The 21713-nt window shown below is 59.6% G+C and carries 25 protein-coding genes; 13 read left to right on the top strand and 12 right to left on the bottom strand.

Features of this window, described 5'->3' with window-relative positions; all coding sequences use genetic code 11:
• Window positions 1–22: 22 nt before the first annotated feature.
• Both lepA and tenA read right to left on the bottom strand, forming a co-directional pair.
• Entirely contained in the window at window positions 23–1855 is a 1833-nt protein-coding gene (lepA, locus tag FHX08_RS16010) for a translation elongation factor 4 (RefSeq protein ID WP_132652990.1), read from the bottom strand.
• 76 nt (window positions 1856–1931) lie between these two features.
• Window positions 1932–2630 carry a thiaminase II gene (gene tenA, locus FHX08_RS16005; protein WP_132652989.1) on the bottom strand — a complete coding sequence of 233 codons (699 nt, stop codon included), beginning with the start codon at window positions 2628–2630 and terminating at the stop codon, window positions 1932–1934.
• Window positions 2631–2759: 129 nt separating this feature from the next.
• Here tenA and FHX08_RS16000 point away from each other — a divergent pair, with 129 nt between their 5' ends.
• The gene (locus tag FHX08_RS16000; RefSeq protein WP_132652988.1) at window positions 2760–3329 is read left to right on the top strand and encodes an XRE family transcriptional regulator; all 570 of its coding nucleotides are present in this window, start codon (window positions 2760–2762) and stop codon (window positions 3327–3329) included.
• A 30-nt stretch (window positions 3330–3359) separates the two neighbouring features.
• Window positions 3360–3878, top strand: a complete 519-nt coding sequence (locus FHX08_RS15995; protein ID WP_132652987.1) for a GNAT family N-acetyltransferase — start codon at window positions 3360–3362, stop codon at window positions 3876–3878.
• Here the strand turns inward: FHX08_RS15995 and FHX08_RS15990 are convergent.
• Window positions 3860–4486 carry an HAD-IA family hydrolase gene (locus tag FHX08_RS15990; RefSeq protein ID WP_132652986.1) on the bottom strand — a complete coding sequence of 209 codons (627 nt, stop codon included), beginning with the start codon at window positions 4484–4486 and terminating at the stop codon, window positions 3860–3862. The two genes, FHX08_RS15995 and FHX08_RS15990, sit on opposite strands and share 19 nt — an antisense overlap.
• A 151-nt stretch (window positions 4487–4637) precedes the next feature.
• Between FHX08_RS15990 and FHX08_RS15985 the strand changes: the two genes are divergently transcribed.
• From FHX08_RS15985 to FHX08_RS15975, 3 genes are all read left to right on the top strand, one after another.
• Complete coding sequence (locus tag FHX08_RS15985) at window positions 4638–5663, top strand: histone deacetylase family protein (protein ID WP_132652985.1); 1026 nt, start codon at window positions 4638–4640, stop codon at window positions 5661–5663.
• 9 nt (window positions 5664–5672) lie between these two features.
• Complete coding sequence (gene recX / locus FHX08_RS15980; protein WP_184327310.1) at window positions 5673–6224, top strand: recombination regulator RecX; 552 nt, start codon at window positions 5673–5675, stop codon at window positions 6222–6224.
• 93 nt (window positions 6225–6317) lie between these two features.
• Entirely contained in the window at window positions 6318–7211 is an 894-nt protein-coding gene (locus FHX08_RS15975) for a DMT family transporter (protein WP_132652983.1), read from the top strand.
• 3 nt (window positions 7212–7214) lie between these two features.
• Here FHX08_RS15975 and FHX08_RS15970 read toward each other — a convergent pair whose 3' ends face one another.
• Window positions 7215–7682: a group III truncated hemoglobin gene (locus FHX08_RS15970; RefSeq protein WP_132652982.1), complete on the bottom strand. Its 468-nt coding sequence runs from the start codon at window positions 7680–7682 to the stop codon at window positions 7215–7217.
• A gap of 174 nt (window positions 7683–7856) precedes the next feature.
• Here FHX08_RS15970 and mbfA point away from each other — a divergent pair, with 174 nt between their 5' ends.
• Window positions 7857–8840 (top strand): iron exporter MbfA, encoded by a 984-nt coding sequence (gene mbfA, locus FHX08_RS15965; RefSeq protein ID WP_132652981.1) that lies wholly within the window; start codon window positions 7857–7859, stop codon window positions 8838–8840.
• A gap of 162 nt (window positions 8841–9002) precedes the next feature.
• Here the strand turns inward: mbfA and FHX08_RS15960 are convergent, their stop codons facing one another.
• Both FHX08_RS15960 and FHX08_RS15955 read right to left on the bottom strand, forming a co-directional pair.
• Window positions 9003–9602, bottom strand: coding sequence for a transglutaminase-like cysteine peptidase (locus FHX08_RS15960; protein ID WP_132652980.1), 600 nt, complete (start codon window positions 9600–9602; stop codon window positions 9003–9005).
• A gap of 209 nt (window positions 9603–9811) precedes the next feature.
• On the bottom strand, window positions 9812–10609 hold the full coding sequence (locus tag FHX08_RS15955) for an alpha/beta hydrolase (protein ID WP_132652979.1): 798 nt from the start codon (window positions 10607–10609) through the stop codon (window positions 9812–9814).
• Window positions 10610–10789: 180 nt separating this feature from the next.
• Between FHX08_RS15955 and infC the strand changes: the two genes are divergently transcribed.
• From infC to pheT, 5 genes are all read left to right on the top strand, one after another.
• A complete protein-coding gene (infC, locus tag FHX08_RS15950) occupies window positions 10790–11326 on the top strand; it encodes a translation initiation factor IF-3 (protein ID WP_132653231.1) in 537 nt (178 codons plus the stop codon).
• Window positions 11327–11630: 304 nt separating this feature from the next.
• Window positions 11631–11834, top strand: coding sequence for a 50S ribosomal protein L35 (rpmI, locus tag FHX08_RS15945; protein WP_028750884.1), 204 nt, complete (start codon window positions 11631–11633; stop codon window positions 11832–11834).
• Between the two features lie 39 nt (window positions 11835–11873).
• Complete coding sequence (rplT, locus tag FHX08_RS15940; RefSeq protein ID WP_007813309.1) at window positions 11874–12278, top strand: 50S ribosomal protein L20; 405 nt, start codon at window positions 11874–11876, stop codon at window positions 12276–12278.
• 148 nt (window positions 12279–12426) lie between these two features.
• On the top strand, window positions 12427–13509 hold the full coding sequence (gene pheS, locus FHX08_RS15935; protein WP_184327309.1) for a phenylalanine--tRNA ligase subunit alpha: 1083 nt from the start codon (window positions 12427–12429) through the stop codon (window positions 13507–13509).
• 15 nt (window positions 13510–13524) lie between these two features.
• Window positions 13525–15948: a phenylalanine--tRNA ligase subunit beta gene (pheT, locus tag FHX08_RS15930; RefSeq protein ID WP_132652977.1), complete on the top strand. Its 2424-nt coding sequence runs from the start codon at window positions 13525–13527 to the stop codon at window positions 15946–15948.
• 51 nt (window positions 15949–15999) lie between these two features.
• On the opposite strand, the gene FHX08_RS15925 is transcribed toward pheT, so the two are convergent.
• Together FHX08_RS15925 and FHX08_RS15920 are read right to left on the bottom strand one after the other, a co-directional pair.
• Entirely contained in the window at window positions 16000–16359 is a 360-nt protein-coding gene (locus FHX08_RS15925) for a nuclear transport factor 2 family protein (RefSeq protein ID WP_132652976.1), read from the bottom strand.
• A gap of 105 nt (window positions 16360–16464) precedes the next feature.
• Window positions 16465–16965 carry a ferritin-like domain-containing protein gene (locus FHX08_RS15920; protein WP_132652975.1) on the bottom strand — a complete coding sequence of 167 codons (501 nt, stop codon included), beginning with the start codon at window positions 16963–16965 and terminating at the stop codon, window positions 16465–16467.
• A gap of 144 nt (window positions 16966–17109) precedes the next feature.
• Here FHX08_RS15920 and FHX08_RS15915 point away from each other — a divergent pair, with 144 nt between their 5' ends.
• Window positions 17110–17727, top strand: a complete 618-nt coding sequence (locus FHX08_RS15915; protein ID WP_132652974.1) for a hypothetical protein — start codon at window positions 17110–17112, stop codon at window positions 17725–17727.
• Here the strand turns inward: FHX08_RS15915 and FHX08_RS15910 are convergent.
• Window positions 17717–18160 (bottom strand): GNAT family N-acetyltransferase, encoded by a 444-nt coding sequence (locus tag FHX08_RS15910; protein ID WP_184327308.1) that lies wholly within the window; start codon window positions 18158–18160, stop codon window positions 17717–17719. The two genes, FHX08_RS15915 and FHX08_RS15910, sit on opposite strands and share 11 nt — an antisense overlap.
• A 14-nt stretch (window positions 18161–18174) precedes the next feature.
• Complete coding sequence (locus FHX08_RS15905; RefSeq protein ID WP_132652972.1) at window positions 18175–19122, bottom strand: aldo/keto reductase; 948 nt, start codon at window positions 19120–19122, stop codon at window positions 18175–18177.
• Between the two features lie 179 nt (window positions 19123–19301).
• Between FHX08_RS15905 and FHX08_RS15900 the strand changes: the two genes are divergently transcribed.
• On the top strand, window positions 19302–20288 hold the full coding sequence (locus tag FHX08_RS15900) for a Gfo/Idh/MocA family protein (protein ID WP_184327307.1): 987 nt from the start codon (window positions 19302–19304) through the stop codon (window positions 20286–20288).
• Window positions 20289–20291: 3 nt separating this feature from the next.
• Here FHX08_RS15900 and FHX08_RS15895 read toward each other — a convergent pair whose 3' ends face one another.
• Together FHX08_RS15895 and FHX08_RS15890 are read right to left on the bottom strand one after the other, a co-directional pair.
• A complete protein-coding gene (locus FHX08_RS15895) occupies window positions 20292–20675 on the bottom strand; it encodes a GtrA family protein (protein WP_132652970.1) in 384 nt (127 codons plus the stop codon).
• Window positions 20672–21667: a glycosyltransferase gene (locus FHX08_RS15890; protein ID WP_132652969.1), complete on the bottom strand. Its 996-nt coding sequence runs from the start codon at window positions 21665–21667 to the stop codon at window positions 20672–20674. Before FHX08_RS15890 ends, FHX08_RS15895 begins: the two co-directional genes overlap by 4 nt.
• Window positions 21668–21713: the final 46 nt, after the last annotated feature.

Here is a 21713-nt window from a genome sequence, read left to right as displayed (position 1 = left end):
CTGGAGTTCCGGATCTCCCGGTTTACTCGTCGCCCATTTTGAGCGCGGCGATGAAGGCTTCCTGCGGGATCTCCACCTTGCCGAACTGGCGCATGCGCTTCTTGCCTTCCTTCTGCTTTTCGAGAAGTTTGCGCTTGCGGGTGGCGTCGCCGCCGTAGCACTTGGCCGTCACATCCTTGCGCAGCGCCGAGATGGTTTCGCGGGCAATGACGTTGCTGCCGATCGCTGCCTGAATCGGGATCTTGAACATGTGCTTCGGGATCAGTTCCTTCAGCCGCTCGCACATGTCGCGGCCGCGCTTTTCAGCCGCAGCGCGGTGGACAAGCATCGAAAGCGCGTCGACCGGCTCGCCGTTGACGAGGATCGACATCTTCACGAGATTGCCTTCGCGGTAGCCTTCGAGGTGATAGTCAAAGGAAGCATAGCCCTTCGAGATCGACTTCAGGCGATCATAGAAGTCGAAGACGACTTCGTTGAGCGGCAGCTCATAGGTCACCATAGCGCGGGTGCCGACATAGGTCAGCTCGGTCTGAATGCCGCGCCGGTCCTGGCAGAGTTTCAGAATGCCACCAAGATAATCGTCCGGCGTCATGATCGTGGCCTTGATCCACGGTTCGCGGATTTCGGCGATCTTGACGACATCCGGCATGTCAGCCGGATTGTGCAGTTCACGCTCGCTGCCGTCGGTCATCGTCAGCTGATACACGACGGAAGGAGCGGTTGCGATTAGATCGAGGTCGAATTCGCGCTCGAGGCGCTCCTGGATGATTTCGAGATGCAGGAGGCCGAGGAAGCCACAGCGGAAGCCGAAGCCGAGAGCGGCCGACGATTCCATTTCGAAGGAGAAGGATGCATCGTTGAGGCGTAGCTTGCCCATCGCCGCACGCAGGTCTTCGAAATCGGCCGCATCGACCGGGAACAGGCCGCAGAAGACGACGGGCTGCGCCGGCTTGAAGCCCGGCAGGGCCTCGGTCGTCGGGCGCTTGTCTTCTGTGATCGTATCGCCGACGCGCGTATCGGCCACTTCCTTGATCGAGGCGGTGATGAAGCCGATCTCACCTGGGCCGAGGCTGTCCACATTGACCATCTTTGGCGTCAGCACGCCGACGCGCTCCACCTGATACTTGGCATCCGTGCCCATCATGCGGATCGTCTGGCCCTTGGACAGTACGCCATCGATGACGCGCACCAGAACCATGACGCCGAGATAGGTGTCGTACCAGCTGTCGACGAGCAGCGCCTTCAACGGCGCCTTTTCGCCGCCGGGGCTTTTCGGCGCCGGCAGCTTGTGGACGATCGCTTCCAGCACGTCGGGGATGCCAAGACCGGTTTTGGCCGAGATCAGCACCGCTTCGGACGCATCGATGCCGATCACTTCTTCGATCTGTTCCTTGATGCGGTCGGGTTCGGCCGCCGGCAGGTCGATCTTGTTGAGAACGGTGACGAGCTCGTGATTGTTGTCGATCGCCTGATAGACGTTGGCCAGCGTCTGGGCTTCAACGCCCTGCGACGCATCAACGACGAGCAGCGAACCTTCGCAGGCCGAGAGCGACCGCGACACTTCATAGGCGAAGTCGACGTGTCCGGGCGTGTCGATCAGGTTCAGTACATAGGTTTCGCCGTCCTTCGCTTTGTAGTGAAGGCGCACGGTCTGTGCCTTGATGGTGATGCCGCGCTCACGCTCGATATCCATATTGTCGAGCACCTGCTCGGACATCTCGCGCTCGGCAAGGCCGCCGGTCGTCTGGATGAGGCGGTCGGCAAGTGTCGATTTGCCGTGGTCGATGTGGGCCACGATCGAGAAGTTGCGGATATGGGATAGCGGAGTCGTCGAATTGGTGCTCATGCGCGCCATATAGCAGCGCGCAGATCGCCCGCAAAGCGGTAATTATACCGGGGTTTACCCTATTTCACCGACTGCCGAGCTGTCCTCAGACCGGCCACTTCTCCAGCCGCCAGGCCGAATCCCAAAACATCCATTCATATTGGGAGGCGCGCACGAAGGCGTCCATCATCTGCTGACGCTCTGTCGCCGAGGCGGCGCGGGCGGCGATATCCGTCAGCGCGATCACTTCGCGGGCGCCGGCCGCAAATTGCGGATCGCCATAGGTGTTGATCCAGGCCTGGAACACATTGCCCTCGATCGCCGGCCTGCTCTTGATGCCTTCGCCAACATGCCAGTAGATCCAGAAGCAGGGCAGGATGGCCGAAAGGGCAACCGCGTAGGAGCTGTGATAGGCTGTCGCCAGCAGGAAATTCGTATAGGCGAAGCAGGAGGGCGAGGGCTCGGCAGCCGTCACGTCCGCGCTTGAAATGCCGAACTGCGTGAGAAAGCCGGCATGTAAGCCCTGCTCGACGGTGATCGCCTTCTGCGCTGAGCCGAGGAAGCGCAGCACCTGCACATTGTCGGGTGCTTTGGCGGCGACGATGGCAAGGCACCGGGCATAGTGCTTCAGATAGATCGCGTCCTGCAGGATGTAGTGACGGAAGATTTCCGGCGGCAGCGTGCCGTCGGAGAGCCGTTCCAGCAGTGGCAATCGCTCGATCTCGGCCATGATGGGCTTGATCCGGTCCCAGGCGGCAGTCGTAAAGCCTCCCACCGTCTCAGTGCCCTGCGTGATGCCGTCCATGCTGCTCTCCGATCTTGAATGCCGCTGCCATATATCGACGACGCTGTGGTGAAAGCAAGGCTGCTCACGAGGGCTTGATTCCATCATTAGATCGTGTATTTCTCTTATAGTAGAATCACGGATTGAAAAATGGAACAGGAACTCGAACAGGCAATCGGTATCCGCATCCGCACGCTGCGGCTGGAAAAAGGCCTCACGCTGGATGATCTCGCTACTGCCTCCGGTGTGAGCCGCGCCATGATCTCCCGTATCGAACGCGCAGAGGCGAGCCCGACGGCTTCGCTTCTGGCAAGGGTCTGCGCCGCACTCGGCCTGTCATTGTCGGAATTCTTCGCTGACGAAGGGCAGGCGGCCTCGCCCCTTTCTCGTCGTCAGGACCAGCAGGTCTGGAGGGATCCCGAAACGGGCTATATGCGCCGCGCCGTCTCGCCGCCGGGTACGGCTTCCGATGTCGATATCGTCGATGTCGAGTTTCCCGCTGGTGCCCGCGTCAGCTTTCCGCCGCATGCCGCAAGTCGCGGCATGACCCAGCATGTCTGGCTCTTCGATGGCGAGCTGGAAATGACCGTCGGCGAAACCGTTCACCGCCTCAAGCCCGGCGATTGCCTCTTCATGCCGGTTGGCGATGGCCATGCCTTTCACAATCCAGGTCACGTGCCGGCACGCTATTGCGTCGTGCTGGATCACGGTGGCCGCTAGTTCACGCGCTTATCTATCAGGGGAATATTTATGCCGACCATCCGCCGCCTCTCCGCCGCCGAAGCTCGCGCGGCCATTCCCGATCTTTGCGAGGTGCTTGCCGATTGCGTCAACGGCGGCGCCTCGGTCGGCTTTATGCAGCCGTATACGCTGGCAGATGCCGAACCCTACTGGCGTAGCGTCGCCGAAGCCGTGGCAGATGACGCCACGCTGCTCCTGGTCGCCGAAGTCGACGGCAAAATTGTCGGCACCGTACAGGTCGGCGCGGCCCAGATGCCGAACCAGCCGCATCGCGGTGATTTGAAGAAGCTGCTCGTCCATCGCTCCGCTCGCGGCCGTGGCCTGGCGCGTCTGCTGATGGAGATGGCCGAACAGGAAGCGGCTCGTCGCGGCAAGACGATCCTCGTGTTGGACACCGCGACCGGCAGCGATGCCGAAGCGATCTACCCGCGGCTCGGCTGGGAGCGCGTCGGCGTTATCCCTGATTACGCGCTGTGGCCGGAAGGTGGGCTTTGCGCCACCACCTTCTTCTACAAGCGGGTAGCCTGAGCATTCACCGTAAATGCGGCGATGGCATCGGCAAGCGCTGATGCCGGCGTCCAATGCAATGCCTTCCAGCCGAATTGCGTGGCGGCCGCAATATTCTCTTCGACATCGTCGATGAAGCCGATCTCATGCGGCGCCACATCGACGCCATCTGTCACAAGGCGAAAGAAATGGCTTTCGGGCTTCCGAGTACCAAGCGCTGCGGAATAGAAGATGCCCTCGAAAAGCGCCCCGAGTTCAAGCACGTCACGCAAATAGGCGGCGCGCCGATGCTCCTGATTGGTGGGAAGGTAAAGAAGCGTGCCTTCGTCCTTCAGGCGGGCCAGATCGGCAAGCAACTGCCGGTCCAGGCGTGAGTCGTTTTCAAACCAGTAGTCGAGCAGCGTTTGGGCGCTAAGATGCGGCGCGATCCGGTCGAGAACGTCCGTCAAACGAGGTTCGATTGGTTCCTTCCCCGTGATGATCCCTGCCCAATAGGGTTTGAAAAACTCTTGCTGAAGCAACGGTGCGGAGAGGCCGAGATCACGCTCGAGATAGGTAAAGTGAGGCAGACCGTCCGTCGGTCGTCCGTGAACCAGCACATCATCGACATCGACCATCAGGATTTTCATGGGTTTAATCTCGTGAGGAAAAGGGACGCATTCTGAAATCGGTTTGAACGTGGCGTCATCAGCAGCAGCGATCAAGGCGTGTTCAGCGCTTTTTTCTTCGCGCCGGCCTGTGTAAGGCTTGAGTATGACAGGCTGATTTGCGGAGGACACTGTGCGCGTCATCTATTCCGAGGACCACAAGCTGCGTGATGCGAAAACGGAGCTGCATGACGGTCAGCTCGTGACGCCCTTCGAGGCGCCCTTCCGCGCGGAGTGGATTCTCGCCGCAGTGCAGGAGGCGGGTTTCTCGGATGTTGTCGCGCCAGAAGCTCATGGCCTCGAAACGGCATGCAAGGTGCATGATCCGGCTTACCTGGAGTTCCTGGCGACGGTCTGGGATCGCTGGGTGGCGGCGGGATACAAGGGCGAGGCGATCGCCAATTCCTTTCCGGTCCGCCGCACAAGCCAGCGTGTGCCCGAAAACATCGTCGGCGCGATTGGCCATTATGCCAATGCGGCCGATACCTCGATCAGCAAAGGGTCCTACGAGGCAGCTATTGCCTCGATGCGTTGTGCGGTGACGGGCGCGGACTGGCTGAACGCAGGCAGCCGTTTCGCTTTCGCCCTCTGTCGCCCGCCCGGCCATCATGCCGGCGTCGATCTCTTCGGCGGCTATTGCTTTATCAACAATTCCGGCGTTGCTGCCCAGCGCCTTCTGGATCACGGTGCGAAAAAGGTTGCCGTGCTCGATGTCGATTTTCATCACGGCAATGGCACGCAGGACCTCTTCTATCGCCGCGGCGATGTCTTTACCGCGTCGCTGCATGGCGATCCCGTCCACGCCTTTCCCTATTTCCTCGGCCATGCGGATGAAGTCGGCGAAGGAAAGGGCGAGGGCGTCAATCGCAATTACCCGATGGCGCGCGGAACCGGTTTCGAGGTCTGGTCGGCAGCCCTTGCCGATGCGCTCTCGCGGATCAGGGCATTCGGCGCGGAAGCGATCGTCGTCGCCCTCGGCGTCGATACGTTTGAACGCGATCCGATCTCCTTCTTCAGGCTGAAATCGGAGGATTTCATCCGTATGGGTGAAATGATCTCCGCTGCCGGCCTGCCCGTCGTTACCTGCATGGAAGGTGGCTACGGCGTGCCGGAAATCGGCCTCAACGTCGCCAATGTGCTCAAGGGCCTGGAAGCCTGATCGCTGCACATGACCGACGAGACCGTTCCATCCGATATCCCGACGCCCCGCATGCTAAGCTGGGCGCGCAACTCCACGATCTATCGTCTCGAGCGGCGCATGATGACGGAAAAGCAGCTCTTCAATGCCATTACCCGCAAGGCGAAGGAGAAGTTCGAGGATATCAGTGCTGCACAGCTAAAGGCCGTTGCCGATTTCGCCGTCAAATTCGCCTATGACAACAAGGCGATCGATGATGGCGCCTATGCCGAGATCAGCGCGCGTTCTGCCGTGCGCAGCGGCAAGTCGAAGCGCGCCATCGCCCGGAAGCTTGCCGTCAAGGGCGTATCGAGCGACAAGGTCGAGGCTGCGCTGGAAGAGGCCGACGATCTTTATGCCGCGGCGATCTTCGCCCGCAAACGTGCCTTCGGCCCCTTCCGCCGCGTCGAGCTGGATGAAAAGCGAAAGGCAAAGGAGCTCTCCGCCTTCGCCCGCAACGGCTTTAGCTTTGATATCGGCAAGACGATCTTCGAGATGAGTTTCGAAGATGCCGAAGAACTCATCCTTGCCGGTCGTCTCTGATATCGCATCAAGGCTCTTGCTGGCCCGATCAGAAGTTTGAATTTGTCGCTCGCGCTTTGCCTTCGTATGAAGAGCACGCAATCGGAGACTTCAATGGAAGACAAGACGAATGCCGGCGCGGGCACGCTGACCGCTCAGCCATCAACGGCATTCGGCGGCGCCGCGGCTGGCGGGCTGATGTGCGTGATGTCCATGTCATCGATCCAGTTCGGGGCAGCACTTTCCTCTTCGGCCATTGCCACCTTTGGGCCGGTGGGTGCCACCTGGCTGCGCCTCGCCTTTGCCGCCATTATCCTGGCGATCGCCGTGCGCCCGCGCATGTCAAGCTACAGCCGTGCCCAATGGACAAGTGCTTTGGTCCTCGGCACGACAACCGCGTTGATGACCATGAGCTTCTTCTCGGCGATCGAGCGCATTCCGCTCGGTCTTGCCGTGGCGATCGATTTTCTCGGTCCGCTCACTGTAGCAACCATCGGCTACGGATTCGGCCGGCGGCTAGTCTGGCCGCTCGTTGCCGCGCTCGGTGTTCTGGCTCTGGCGCATGACGGCGAAGGCTGGGTTGGCGATGCCTTGGGCGTTCTCTTTGCATTCGGCGCGGGAACCGGCTGGGCGATCTATATCGTTCTCACGAAGAAGATCGGCGCGAGCTTTAAGGGGCTGGAGGGGCTTTCCATGTCGCTCATGGTGGCTGCCGTGGTCGCGACGCCCTTCGGTTTTGCCGGCGCCGTGCCGAAGCTTGATGTCTTCGGCCTGATTGAAATGGCAGGCCTTGCCATTCTCGTGCTGCTGCTGCCCTACACACTGGAGCTGATCGCCCTGCGGTGTATGCCGACATCCTCTTTCGGCATTCTCATGAGTCTGGAACCCGCCATCGCAGCGCTCGCAGGTTTCCTCATTCTGTCTCAGCCCATGACTCCCTTGCAGATGGCCGGAACCGCGCTGGTCGTTGCCGCAAGTGTCGGTGCGACCTTTTCGGCAGGGCAGTGAGCATCAGCCCGTCTTCTTCGTGGGATCGTCGAGCGCCGGATTGTAGAAGAGAGATAGGGTCAGGCTCTTGGCGATCCGCTCCGCCGTCGCCATGAACCAGTCCTTGGCATCCGGTGTGGGTGCCACATCGTCGAGCGTTTGCGAAAACAGTGAAAGCCACTTTGGAAAAAGCTCCGGCGTCATGTTCGCGACGCCGAGATGCGCCTGCACCGGCTTGCCGCCATAGGCGCCGCTGCGGAAGGCAACGGCCGACCAGAAACTTTTCATTTTGTCCATATGTTCCGGCCAGCGTCCGGAAAGCCGAGCATCGAAAACCGGCCCAAGCTCGGGATGCGCGAGCACCCGCCCATAGAAAGTCTCCACCAGCTTCGAAATGAAGGCCTCGTTCACACCGATCTCTTTCATCTCGGCCTCGGCTTTTTCGCGGATCGCGGCAACATGCGCGGCCCGCCCCTGTATCTCGCTATTCATCTTTAACCCCGGTGCTGCTTGCAGCTAGCAGCCCTCATATAGGTTGATGCGCCATTTCAGCAAAGGGCGATCGGCTGATCGCGGCATTCTGTCAATCCGGCCGGGCTTTGACCTTGACCCGTGCAGCTTGTCTCTTTAAATTTAGAATAATTCTAAAATTATTGGAGCATATCTATGCTGGCCCGGTTTTTCAGATCACCAAAACGTTCCTTCCGTTCCCTCTCCGAGCAGGAAATTCTGGCGCTCGCCATCGCCTCGGAAGAGGATGATGCCCGTATCTATCTCGCTTACGCGGAACATCTGCGACACGAGTTTCCGGCCTCCGCCAAAGTATTCGAAGATATGGCTGAGGTAGAAGACACGCACCGCAAGTCACTGATCGAAATTCATCGCCAGCGCTTCGGCGAGCGCATTCCCCTGATCCGCCGAGAACATGTCGAAGGCTTTTACGAGCGCAAACCCGACTGGCTGCGCGCCAACCTCTCTCTCGATGCGATCAGGCAAGAAGCCGAAGAGATGGAAGCACAGGCCTACCGCTTCTATGTCGAAGCGATTAAGCAGACCTCCGATGCCTCGACCCGCAAGCTGCTCGGTGATCTCGCGCTTGCCGAACAGGGTCATGAGGACATCGCCCGTATGCTCGGCGACAAGCACACGCCTGAACAAGTGAAGAAGGAGGAGGATGAGACGGCGCGGCGACAGTTCGTCCTGACCTATGTGCAGCCGGGCCTTGCCGGCCTCATGGATGGCTCCGTCTCGACGCTGGCGCCGATTTTTGCCGCCGCCTTTGCCACGCAGGATACCTGGCAAACCTTCCTCGTCGGACTTTCGGCCTCGGTCGGCGCCGGCATCTCGATGGGTTTCACGGAAGCCGCCCATGACGACGGCAAGATCTCCGGCCGGGGCTCACCGATCAAGCGCGGCCTTGCTTGCGGTATCATGACGGCGCTCGGGGGCCTTGGTCATGCGCTGCCCTACCTCATCCCGCAGTTCTGGACCGCGACCATCACCGCTGCCATCATCGTTTTCTTCGAACTGTGGGCGATCGCCTTTATCCAGAATAAATACATGGAGACCCCGTTTCTGCGCGCCGCCTTCCAGGTAGTCGTCGGCGGCAGTCTCGTGCTGGCGGCAGGTATCCTGATCGGGAATGGGTGAGGAGCGGTCGGCGCATCCGAGCAATCGATCCGGTGGATCGATTGCAGCGACGAACGCCCTGAGCCCAAAGCGAAGGGCCGGACGCGGGTGCGGTAAATACTGAATACTGAAAATGAAAAAACCGGCTTTAGCCGGCTTTTTCACACTCCCCCTCAAAACTCTTTATTTCAAAGCGCCGACCAGAACGTCGCGGCCATTCTCGATGGTAACCCAGCGGCCGGCATTGAAGCTCGACTGGCGCTTGATGAACGTATAGGGCGTCGAGAACCACGGCTTGACCTCGGTCGCGAGGTTGTCGAGCACGAAGTCCCCCTCGGCCGTGCGCAGCGTCAGCACCGCGTGGCCTTCACCGTCAGGCTTGCGCACGACGGTCATCAGCAGGTCGGCAGGCGAGAAGCCCCGCTGGATGAGGATACGGCGCTTCAGGAGCGCGAAATCCTCGCAGTCGCCGGCCGTGGTTGGATAGGCCCAGACCTCGTCCTTGCCGTAAATTTCCTTGTCGGTCATCGGCGTGATGGTGCGATTGACGGTCGCGTTTACCGTACGAACCGTAGCCCATTTCGCGCCGGTCATGGCCACTGGACCGCTATTGCGGTTGGAACCGCATTCTGCGCGATGCGTCTGACAGAAATCGTAATGACCGATCGGTTGCGATGTCGCACTCCCGGTTACCATAGATGCATTCTTGCTCGGAGCCGGAATAGCGGCCGGCGCCATTGCAAACACGGCCATCATGGCCACGACGAAACCCTTGATCCGCACGCCCTACTTCCCTGCATCGCCCTTTATTTATTAACAAACAGTTAACGGAGAGGGCGGAAAGGAGTCAATCGTTACTTCTTGGGAGGGCTTTGCAACTCGTAGACATGGTTAAAATGCAACGTAACCCTGAGGATAGTTGCATATGACCTGTGCAACCGCCTCCCTATGTTCGGATGGTTGCATATTACTTTATAGCAGTCGGCCTTCGCCTAACGGATGAGGCTTTTAACGACGTTGCGCAATCGTTCGATATCCTGCGGACGTGAAAGCCTATGGTCGCCATCGCGGATGAAGGTCAGCACCACATCGTCGGCAGGAAGATGTTCGACCAGCTTCATTGCGTGCAGATAGGGAACGTCGGCGTCCTTCATGCCCTGTAGAATATGGATTGGACAGCCCGTTTCGATAATGCCCGTCAGCACCCGGTTCTCGCGCCCGTCTTCGATGAGTGCCCGGGTATAGATATTGGGCTCAGGACTATATTGCGAGCGCTCTTCGAAATAGCCGCGCTGTTCGAGAGAGGTGCGTTCCTTCTTCTTGAGGTTCGGCTCGATGAGATCGGAAGTGAAATCAGGCGCCGGTGCGATCAGGACCATGCCTTCAAGCTTCGGGCCGCCGTGCTTGGCAAGCTCCTGCGCCACCCGAAGTGCAATCCAGCCACCCATCGAAGAGCCGATCAGGATCATCCGTTTCGGCGTGTTATGGCGGATCACCGCGAGCGCTTCCTCCAGCCAGCGCGAAATCGTACCGTCCGTGAAGGCCCCGCCGGAAAGCCCGTGGCCGGAATAATCGAGGCGGATGCAGGCTGCGCCCAGTTCCGCGGCCAGCCGATCGATTTCGACCGCCTTGCTGCCGCTCATGTCCGATCGGTAGCCGGATAGCCAAACGAGCGCAGGAAGATCGGTATCATCCTGAGCTGGACGCACCAGCATGGCGATCCGCCGTGCAAGCTCGCGTTCGCCGACATCGAGGAACTCGGGCTCGGGGACGGGCATCTGATCGGACATCGGGCTCAACTCCTGTTGTTTTGGCCTATAAAACAGATTCTTGACGGGCTGACAGCGGGTGATTTTTCCGCTAAAGGATGTTATTGAATCCGTTGCAGTGATGACGTGACCCGTTTGTGCCCCCATTGGATTAGGGACACGAAGCTGCAACGTTCCGATCAACGCGAGGAGAATACGACCATTCGCAGACCCTTTAAAGCCGACGCGCCCGTAAAGGATGGGCCGCGCTCGAACCGGGAGATCCGCATTCCCAAAGTTCAGCTGATTGCGGCTGACGGACAGAATATGGGCATCGTGCCCACCGACCAGGCCTTGAGAATGGCGGAAGAAGCCGGCCTCGACCTCGTCGAAATTTCCCCCAATGCCGAACCGCCGGTGTGCAAGATTCTCGATCTGGGCAAGCTGAAATATGCCAACCAGAAGAAGGCTGCCGAAGCGCGCAAGAAGCAGAAGATTGTCGAAGTCAAAGAAATCAAGATGCGTCCGAACATCGACACCCATGATTATGAGGTGAAGATGAAGGCGATGGGCCGCTTCTTTGACGAAGGCGACAAGGTGAAGGTAACGCTGAAGTTCCGTGGCCGCGAAATGGCCCACCAGGAACTCGGCATGAAGCTTCTCCAGCAGGTCAAGGCGGACACGCTCGAGATCGCCAAGGTTGAGGCCGAGCCCAAGCTCGAAGGCCGCCAGATGATGATGGTGCTGGCGCCGAAGTGAACCGGTGCCCGCATCCTTTCGCTCAAAGCCGTCCGACAGGGCGGCTTTTGTGTTTCCCGGGGCGGCAAGATTCGTCATTCGCCCCGTTGCACTTTCATGGCGCTGCGGTTATAAGCGCGCGTCCGAACTGACCGGCAGGGCATGCCGTGGCAGTTTCGAATGCTTGCGGGCAGGTTTCGTCACTGGACCCGCAGATCAACAACAAACGCTCCCGCGCGCCTTTGGCGAAGACCGGATACCGGGCTTTCGCAGAAGGGCTTCTTTTAACGAAGCGGGTGAGGAGCTCTCAGAATGGAGTAGCAAAATGCCCAAGATGAAGACGAAGTCCTCTGCCAAGAAGCGGTTCAAGATCACCGCCTCCGGCAAGGTCAAGGCGGCTGCCGCTGGCAAGCGCCATGGCATGATCAAGCGCACGAACAAGTTCATTCGCGATGCACGCGGCACCATGGTTCTGGCAGAACCCGATGGCCGCAAGGTCGTGAAGAACTATCTGCCGAACGGTCTCTGAGACTATTCCGGTAACGCGTTAGATTAAGGAGATCATGAAATGGCACGTGTAAAGAGAGGCGTCACCGCCCACGCCAAGCACAAGAAGGTTCTGAAGCAGGCCAAGGGTTTCTATGGCCGCCGCAAGAACACCATCCGTACCGCCAAGGCTGCCGTCGATCGCGCCAAGCAGTACGCATATCGCGACCGCAAGGTTAACAAGCGCAATTTCCGCGCCCTCTGGATCCAGCGTATCAACGCTGCCGTCCGCGAATTCGGCCTGACCTATGGCCGCTTCATCGACGGTCTGAACAAGGCTGGCATCGAAGTCGACCGCAAGGTTCTCTCCGACATGGCAATCCATGAGCCGGAAGCATTCGGCGCGCTGGTTGCTGCGGCCAAGAAGGCCCTTGAGTACCTCAAGGAAACCGGCACGGCTAACGAGTTTGAAGGCGCGGTTCGGTAACCAGCGCTTCCCAAGCTTGACGCTTTTTTGAATTTTGGGAAACCCGCGCTGGTTTGGGCTAGCGCGGGTTTTTCTTTCTCTATAGTGCTGGCGCGGCCTTGCCGAGCCCGCCTTTCGAACGCCGCCTGATCCGGACGAAAAGAAGACAATGTCAGATATCGACCAGCTCAAATCCTCCTTGCTTGCCGAAATTGCCGCCGCCAATGATGAGCCTGCGCTCGAAGCCGTCCGTGTCTCCGCGCTCGGCAAGAAGGGCTCGATTTCCGAGCTCCTGAAGACGCTCGGTGCTATGACTCCGGAAGAGCGGCAGACCCGTGGTGCCGCGATCAATGCCCTGAAGAACGAAGTGACCGACGCCCTTGCCAACCGCAAATCGGTGTTGAAGGAAGCGGCGGTCAACGCCCGTCTCAAGGCCGAAACCGTCGACGTCAGCCTGCCGGTACGCTCCTCGCCGGCCGAGCGCGGCCGCATCCATCCGATCAGCCAGATCGTCGACGAGATCACCGCGATCTTCGGCGACATGGGCTTCTCGATTGCAGAAGGTCCCGATATCGAGACCGATTACTACAATTTTACGGCTCTGAATTTCCCGGAGGGCCACCCGGCCCGCGAAATGCACGACACCTTCTTCTTCAATCCGGATGAGAAGAGTGAGCGCAAAGTTTTGCGCACGCATACCTCGCCGGTGCAGATCCGCACGATGGAATCGCAGAAGCCGCCGATCCGCATCATCATTCCCGGCAAGACCTATCGCCAGGATTCCGATGCCACGCATTCGCCGATGTTCCATCAGGTCGAAGGTCTGGTCATCGACAAGAAGGCCAATGTCGCCAATATCCGCTGGGTGCTGGAAGAATTCTGCAAGGCCTTCTTCGAGGTCGACAGCGTGACGATGCGTTTCCGCCCGTCCTTCTTCCCCTTCACCGAGCCCTCTTTCGAGGTCGATATCCAGTGCGATCGCTCCGGCCCGATCGTCAAGTTCGGCGAAGGCACGGATTGGATGGAGATCCTTGGCTGCGGCATGGTTCACCCCAACGTGCTGCGTTATGGCGGTCTCGATCCGGACGAGTATCAGGGCTTTGCCTGGGGCATGGGCCTCGACCGCATCGCCATGCTGAAATACGGCATGCCGGACCTGCGCGACTTCTTCAACGCCGATGTCCGTTGGATGAACCACTACGGCTTCCGCCCGCTCGACATGCCGACGCTGTTCGGCGGCCTGAGCGCTTAAGGGAGGATTGGAACTATGAAATTCACGCTCTCCTGGCTTAAAGATCATCTGGAAACGGACGCCACGCTTGATGAAATCTGCGCTCGGCTGACCGAGATCGGACTGGAAGTGGAAGATGTCGATGACAAAGCCACCTTCAAGCCCTTCGTCATTGCCAAGGTTCTCTCGGCTGAAAAGCATCCGCAGGCCGATCGCCTCAAGGTGCTCATGGTGGATATCGGCCAGGGCGCTCCGGTGCAGGTCGTCTGCGGCGCACCCAATGCGCGCGCTGGCCTCGTCGGCGCATTTGCGGCGCCCGGCACCTATGTTCCCGGCATCGACGTAACGCTGTCGGTCGGCAATATCCGCGGTGTCGAAAGCCGCGGCATGATGTGCTCGGAAAAGGAACTGCAGATTTCCGACAATCACGATGGCATCATCGATCTGCCTGACGATGCGCCTGTCGGCACGAGCTACGCCACTTACGCCCATCTCGACGACCCGGTCATCGAGATCAACCTGACGCCGAACCGTCCGGACTGCACCTCGATCTACGGCATTGCCCGCGATCTCGCAGCCTCTGGCCTCGGCACCCTTAAGACGCGCCCCGCTCCCTCCTTCACCGTCGAAGGTGAAACACCGGTCAAGCTGACGCTCGATCTTGACGATCCGAAGCTCTGCCCGGGCTTCGGCCTCAGGCTGGTGCGCGGCGTCAAGAACGGTCCGAGCCCGCGCTGGATGCAGCAGCGGCTTCTTGCCATCGGCCTGCGGCCGATCAATGCGCTGGTCGACATCACAAACTACATGACCTTCGATCAGGGGCGGCCGATGCACGTCTTCGACGCCGCCAAGGTCAGAGGCAACCTGACCGTCCGCCGCGCAAGGGAAGGCGAAACTGTGCTGGCGCTCGACCAGCGCGAGTACAAACTCGGCCCGAACAACGTCGTCATCGCAGATGAGGACGGCGTTGAATCGATCGGCGGCATCATGGGCGGCGAACATTCCGGCTGCGACGAAAACACCGTCGATGTGCTGATCGAATCCGCTCTCTGGGATCCGATGAACATCGCCAAGTCCGGTCGCACGCTCGGCATCATCACCGATGCCCGCTACCGCTTCGAACGCGGCGTCGATCCGGAATATATGGTTCCGGGGCTCGAGCGCACGACGGAACTCGTGCTCGAGCTTTGCGGCGGCATGCCGGCCAAGGCCGAGATTGTCGGTTACAAAGGCTACGAGCCGAGGGTCGTCGACTTCCCCTATTCGGAGGTCAAGCGACTGACCGGCCTCGAAGTCTCGACGGAGGAAAGCAATATGATCCTGACCCGTCTCGGCTTCAGGGTTTCGGGCTCCGGCGAACGCGTTTCCGTCTCCGTTCCCTCCTGGCGTCCTGACATCGATGGCAAGGCCGATCTCGTCGAAGAGATCATGCGCATCCATGGCGTCGATAAGATCAAGCCGGCGCCGCTCGAAAGCCATGCCGCCGTCAACGGCCGTATCCTGACGGTGCTGCAGATCCGCACCCGCGCCGCCAAGCGCGCGCTCGCCTCGCGTGGTATGCTGGAAGCTGTCACCTGGTCCTTCATTCCGGAAGACCAGGCAAAACTCTTCGGCGGCGGGTCCGCAGCCCTCAAGCTCGCCAATCCGATCGCCGCCGAAATGTCCGATATGCGGCCTTCGCTTCTGCCGGGCCTGCTGACGGCTGCCCAGCGTAATGCCGACAAGGGCTATGGCGACGTCGCGATCTTCGAAGTCTCGGGCACGTATGAGAACGATACGCCGGAGGGCCAACGCCGTGTGGCCGGGGGCATCCGCCGTGGCACGGCGTCGCTCGCCGGTGCTGGCCGCATGTGGTCGAACGCCTCAAAAGGCGGCGGCAAGCCGGTCGATGTTTTCGACGCCAAAGCCGATGCACTCGCCATTATCGAAGCTTGCGGTCTGCCAACGGCCAACATCCAGATCGAGCCGGGTGGTCCCGAATGGTATCACCCCGGCCGCTCCGGCACGATCAAGATGGGTCCGAAGGTGATCCTTGGCTATTTCGGCGAGTTCCATCCGACCACGCTTGAAAAACTCGATGTCTCCGGCGCGCTCTGCGGCTTCGAAGTTTATCTCGACGCCATGGCAGAGCCGAAGAAGAAGGCAACCCGCACCAAGCCGGCCCTCGACCTCTCGCCCTTCCAGGCTGTCAAGCGCGACTTCGCCTTCGTCGTCGACAAGACGGTGGAAGCCGGTGCCATCATCAAGGCGGCAGCTGGTGTCGACCGCAAGCTTATCACGGGCGTGAACGTCTTCGATATCTTCGAGGGCGCCTCGGTCGGCGAGGGCAAGAAGTCGGTCGCGATCGAAGTCCAGATTCAGCCGGCTGACCGTACGCTGACCGACGAGGACTTCGAAGCGCTGACCCAAAAGATCGTCGCCAGCGTTGCCAAGTTCACCGGCGGCGTTCTGAGAAGCTGAGCCGGCTACAGGCATGATATCGATGACCGGCGGCGTTAGCTGCCGGTCTTCTCATATATGAAGGTGATAGAGCTTGCTGACGATGGTCCAGCGGCCCTCAATCTTCAGCAAAGAAAGATAATCGGTAAAGCGCATGCCGGCAAATTCGTCGGTGACTTTCACCGTCGCCGCATCGCCTGATATATCGATGCTGCCGATATCCATGTAGGGCTGGGTGCCGGGCGGTGCTGCCCCCTCCTCGATTATTGCGGCAATAAATTCATCACGAGAAAGCCATTCAACCGCATTCTGATAGTGCCCGATGATTGAGCTCTTCGGGTGGAACGCTTTCTTCAGGGCCGCCTCGTTGGCGAAGGCCATACCCTCCACGTAGAGATGAACCGTTGCTTCGATTGCCTGCCTGTCGGCCATATCGACACCTCGCCCATGTTCCCAATGAGATGATAGCGGGGTGGCGAGCGAAGACAAGGTCGGAGGAGGAAGAGCAGCCAGTGACGACTGCTCTTCTATCCAACATCAGGCTGCTCGCGAAGCCTTCTGGTTTGCAGCAGTCGTCGCGAGTTTGGTCAGGAGCTGGTCGGTCTTGCCTTCTTCCTGCAGCGTCTGGTCGAGAAGCGTGACGGCTTGCTTGAAGCCGAGCGTCTGCGCCCAGGTCTTCAGCGTGCCATAGCGGGCGATCTCGTAGTGCTCGACGGCCTGGGCCGAGGAGATCAGACCGGCGTCGATCGCGGGCGTGCCGTTGAATTCCTCGATGATTTCCTCGCCTTCGGCGATGATGCCCTGGATTGCCTCGCAGGTTTTGCCCTGGGCGCGCTTGCCGATGATCTCGAAGACCTGCTGCAGCCGTTCCACATGGCCTTGAGTTTCTTCAAGATGCTTCTCAAACCCCGCCTTCAGCTCCTGTGACTGGGCAGCGCGCGCCATTTTCGGCAGAGCGCGCACAATCTGGCGTTCGGCATAGTAAATGTCCTTGAGCGTATCGTAAAACAGATCTTCCAGCGTCTTTTCCTTGGCCATTGTTTCCGTTCCTTGTTTGGGAGTTTACGCGCTTGCGGCGACACTCCGTAAAGTGTGCTCGGCGCTAATTGTTCCCTCCGTATTTCGGGTGGAACGGCATCGCCGTCCGGGCGATGATGTCAGAAAGAATCGAGGAGAGAGCGCATGAAGAGACCGGGGTCGATGAAGGGGCTTGAGGATCTTGGCCGGGTACGTCTGTCGAAGAACTTCTTCTTCCGAGATTTTCTCCATTCCGAGATCGCCGATTTTTATCGCATCCCGAATATCCCCGAAGATCCCGACCTCGCCATCGAGACGGGCAGGCACCTGTGCGAGGAATTGCTGGAACCGTTGGAGGCAACCTTCGGGCGCCTGCATATCCGTTCCGGCTACCGTTCGCCGCCGGTCAACCGTTTTGGCAACGAGAACAAGCTGAACTGTTCGACCAACGCTGCTACAGCCGCTCATCACATCTGGGATATGCTCGACCTTGAGGGCTGCATGGGGGCCGCTGTCTGTATCGCCGTGCCTTGGGTTGTCGATCGCTACAGCGATGAAAGCGATTGGCAAAGACTTGCATGGTGGATCCACGACCATCTGCCTTACGCGTCGCTCTGCTTCTTCCCGAAACTATGGGCCTTCAATATCCAGTGGCATGAGCGGCCGAAACGGGTGATCCAGAGTTACGTGCGCCCGCGCGGCATCCTCACCAAGCCAGGTATGGAAAACTGGGAAGGCGACCATTCGCAATGGTATGAAGGCTTTCCGCCGCTCAGAAATTGATGCGATAGCGGATGTGTCCGTCGCTTTCGACATAGGAGTCATAGAGCGTGCGGGCTGTCTTGTTCTGCTCGCTCGTATGCCAGTAAAGCCGCGACCAGCCATTCTTCTTGCAGAGATCGACGAGGTCGTCCATCAGCGCCCGGCCGACGCCCCTGCCGCGCGCTTCCCTCGACACGAACAGGTCTTCCAGATAGCAGTCCTTGCCACGGATCCAGGTGCCCTCATGCGTCAGGCAGAGCGTGAAGCCGACGACCGCTCCGTCGAGTTCCGCCACCCGCATGAAGATAGCCGACGCCGGATCAAAAACCCGGCGCCAGGTGGAATCGGTGATGTCGGCATCGACGGTGACCTCGTAGAAAGCGAGATAGTCGGCCCAGAGCGCACGCCAGCGCATCTCGTCTTCAGGCTTCGCATCGCGGATCGTCACAGTCATCCCGTCACCTCGTTTCAGGCGCCTGCCTGATCAAGCAGCGCCATCGCCTCGTCGGAAAGCTTGAGCGTTGCGGCTTTCACCAGGCTCTCAAGCTGGGAAAGGCTCGTAGCACTGGCGATCGGCGCCGTCACGCCCTTCTTGCGCAGGAGCCAGGCAAGCGAGATTTCTGCTGGCTTGGCGCCAGTCTCCGCCGCGATCTTGTCGAGGGCGGCAAGAATACGCATGCCCTTGTCATCGAGATACTGCGCGACCCGGCCCTCGCGTGCGCGCCCCTCCGTATCCGCCTTGCTGCGGTACTTGCCTGAAAGGAAGCCGGCTGCCAGGCTGAAATAGGTGATAACGCCGATATCTTCCTTCAGGCAGAGGTCGGCAAGCGGGCCTTCGAAGCTCGAACGTGCATAGAGATTATATTCCGGCTGCAGCGCCTGATAGCGCGGTAAGCCCGTCTTGTCTGCGGCGTCAAAGGAGGCCTGCAACTGGCTTGCATCAAAATTCGAGCAGCCGACGGAGCGGATCTTGCCCTGTTCGAGAAGCTTGGCATAGGCACCAAGCGATTCCTCATGCGGCGTATCGGCATCCGGCCAGTGCGAAAGATAGAGGTCGATATAGTCGGTCTGCAGGCGGCGCAGTGAATCCTCGACCGCCTTCAGGATATAGTTCGCCTTCAGCGTCTTGCCTTGGCCCATGTCTGAGCCGACCTTGGTGATGATGATTGCCTTGTCGCGGGAGACCTTCCCCTTCTTCAGCCACCTGCCGATGATCTCTTCGGAATCGCCGCCCTTGTTGCCCGGCACCCAGGCGGAATAGACGTCGGCCGTATCGATGGTGTTGAGGCCAGCGTCGAAAAATGCGTCGAGAATGTCGAAGGATGTTTTCTCATCGGCCGTCCAGCCGAATACATTGCCGCCGAAGACGATCGGCGAGACCGAAAGACCTGTTTTTCCAAGCCGGCGCATTTCCATGGCGCTCTCCCAAAATGCTGAAGTGATTGAAATCTGCGAAGCGGCAGAACGCCGTCCGCAAATAACCTAGCGCGGAGTACCCTCGAAGGAAACCAAACTTCCGTGATCACCCGTCGCGCCATTGCGCCACATGAGTGGGCTGAATAAGGTGCGCCCAATCGATTTAAGGAGGACTTCTCATGTTGCGTTTCGGTATTCTTTCAACGGCCAAGATCGGCCGCGACAATGTTGTTCCCGCCATTCAGGACGCAGAAAACTGCGTCATTACAGCGATCGCCAGCCGCGATTTTGCCCGCGCCCGCGACATGGCAGACCGGTTCTCCGTGCCGCACGCCTTCGGCTCCTATGAAGAGATGCTGGCGTCCGATACGATCGACGCCGTCTATATACCGCTGCCAACCTCCCAGCATGTCGAATGGTCGATCAAGGCCGCCGATGCCGGCAAGCACGTGCTCTGCGAAAAGCCGATCGCGCTCAAGGCATCCGAGATCGACGATCTCACTGCCGCCCGCGACCGCAACAATGTCATCATCAGCGAAGCCTTCATGGTGACCTATTCGCCGGTCTGGCGGAAGGTTCGCTCGTTGCTGCAGGAGGGTGCGGTCGGCGAACTCCGTCATGTGCAGGGCGCCTTTACCTATTTCAATCGCGACCCCGGCAACATGCGCAACATTCCTGAGCTCGGCGGCGGCGGCCTGCCCGATATCGGCGTCTATCCAGTCATCAGCACGCGCTTCTCCACTGGCAAGGAACCGTTCAGGATCCAGGCGACCACAGAACGTGATCCGGAATTCGGCACCGATTTCTATTCCAGCGTGAAGGCGGATTTCGGCGAGTTCGAGCTGAGTTTCTACATCTCCACCCAGATGGCCGGGCGCCAGATCATGGTCTTCCACGGCACCGAAGGCTATATCGAGGTCAAGTCGCCTTTCAACGCCAACCGTTGGGGACCCGAAGAGATCGAAGTGACCAATCGCGGCCACTCCGAATCCTATATTTATCGTTTCCAGGATAGCCGTCAGTACAAATCCCAGGCTGAAGCCTTTGCACGCGCTGCGTCAGGGGAAAAGGAAGAGATCGTCACGCTGGAAGATTCCAAACTCAATCAGAAGGTCATCGATGCCATCTACCGCGCCAGCGAACAGGATGGCTGGGAAGCCGTTTGATGCTTACCCGGCGTTTCCTCGAAAGACGAAGCGGGAATAACCGAAGAAGCTGAAGAACATCGACGCTGCGGTCGCGAGCACCATCGCTGCAAACGGCTGCAGCGCCGGTAGTGACAGTAGCAGCGCCGAATAAAGCCCATAGTTGACAAGGGCGGCCGTCACGCCGACGGAGCCGTAGCGAAAACCTTCCGCCGCTAGCGAGTGGCCGGAGCGGTCGAAAGTGAAAGTCCGGTTGAATGCCCACGTCGTTGCCATCGCGAGCGCAATGGCAATCAGCCGGGCAATGAAGGGACCGAGTGGCGTCAGCTGCAGCAGCAGCGCAAGTACGCTCGCGTCGACGACGAAGCCAAGCCCACCGGCGATCGCGAAGCGAATGAGCTTCTTCATGCCGCGTCCGCCTTTTTGCCATCAAGCGTTGTGGGCAAGGTCTTGTCCTTTGCGGAGACCGGCGCTGCCAGGCTCATGTAATGGATGCGCAACTGCTCTGCCCGCGCCCGCGCGACGGAATCGAGAATGACGCCGGCCGTAAACAGCATGATGGAGATCATCGCGAGCGCTGTCGCGAGCACCCAGGTCGGCATGCGGCTGACGAGTCCTGTTTCGAAATATTCCGCCAGCACCGGCCCCATGAAGCCGAAGCTTGTCAGCATGAAAAGCGCGCTGATCGTGCCGAAGAAGGCAAAGGGCCGCGTCTCCTTCATCAGCATGGCGAACATCCAGAGGATCTTGCCGCCGTCGCCGAAGGTTGAAAGCTTCGAGTGCGATCCTTCCGGGCGTCTGCCGTAGTGCAGTTCCAGTTCGCTTACCGGCAGCTTCAGCCGCGAAGCGTGCACCGACATTTCCGTCTCGATCTCGAAGCCGCCGGAAACCGCCGGGAAGCTCTTGACGAAACGGCGCGAGAAGGCCCGGTAGCCGGAGAAGATGTCGGTGAAGTCAGATCCGAAGATGATGCGATAGAGTATGTTGAACAGCCGGTTGCCGAGGGCATGTCCCTGCCGGCCGGCGTCGTCACGCACGCCGCGCCGCGTGCCGACCACCATATCGGCCCGCTCTGTCAGCAGTGTACGTACCAGCTCCTCGGCATCCTCAGGCGCATAGGTTCCGTCGCCGTCGGCGATGATATAGATATCTGCATCGATGTCGGCGAACATTCGACGCACGACGTGGCCCTTGCCTTGCCGCCGCTCGCGCACGACATGCGCGCCGGCAAGCATGGCATGCAGCGCCGTGCCGTCGGTGGAATTATTGTCGTAGACGTGGATATGCGCATCGGGCAGCGCCGCCCGGAAGCCCTTGACGACAGGGCCGATCGTTGCCGCTTCGTTATAGCAGGGAAGCAGAACGGCAATATCAGGACTTTCGCTGAGCGATCGCTCCATAGGGTTACACTCATTACAAAGAAACCGGGGCGAATTTACCGCATCC

The sequence above is a fragment of the Rhizobium sp. BK529 genome (assembly GCF_014194105.1).
In the GTDB taxonomy this organism is placed as follows: Bacteria; Pseudomonadota; Alphaproteobacteria; order Rhizobiales; family Rhizobiaceae; genus Rhizobium.
Note: the sequence above shows the minus strand (reverse complement) of the source record. Positions and strands in the feature narration are given on the sequence as shown.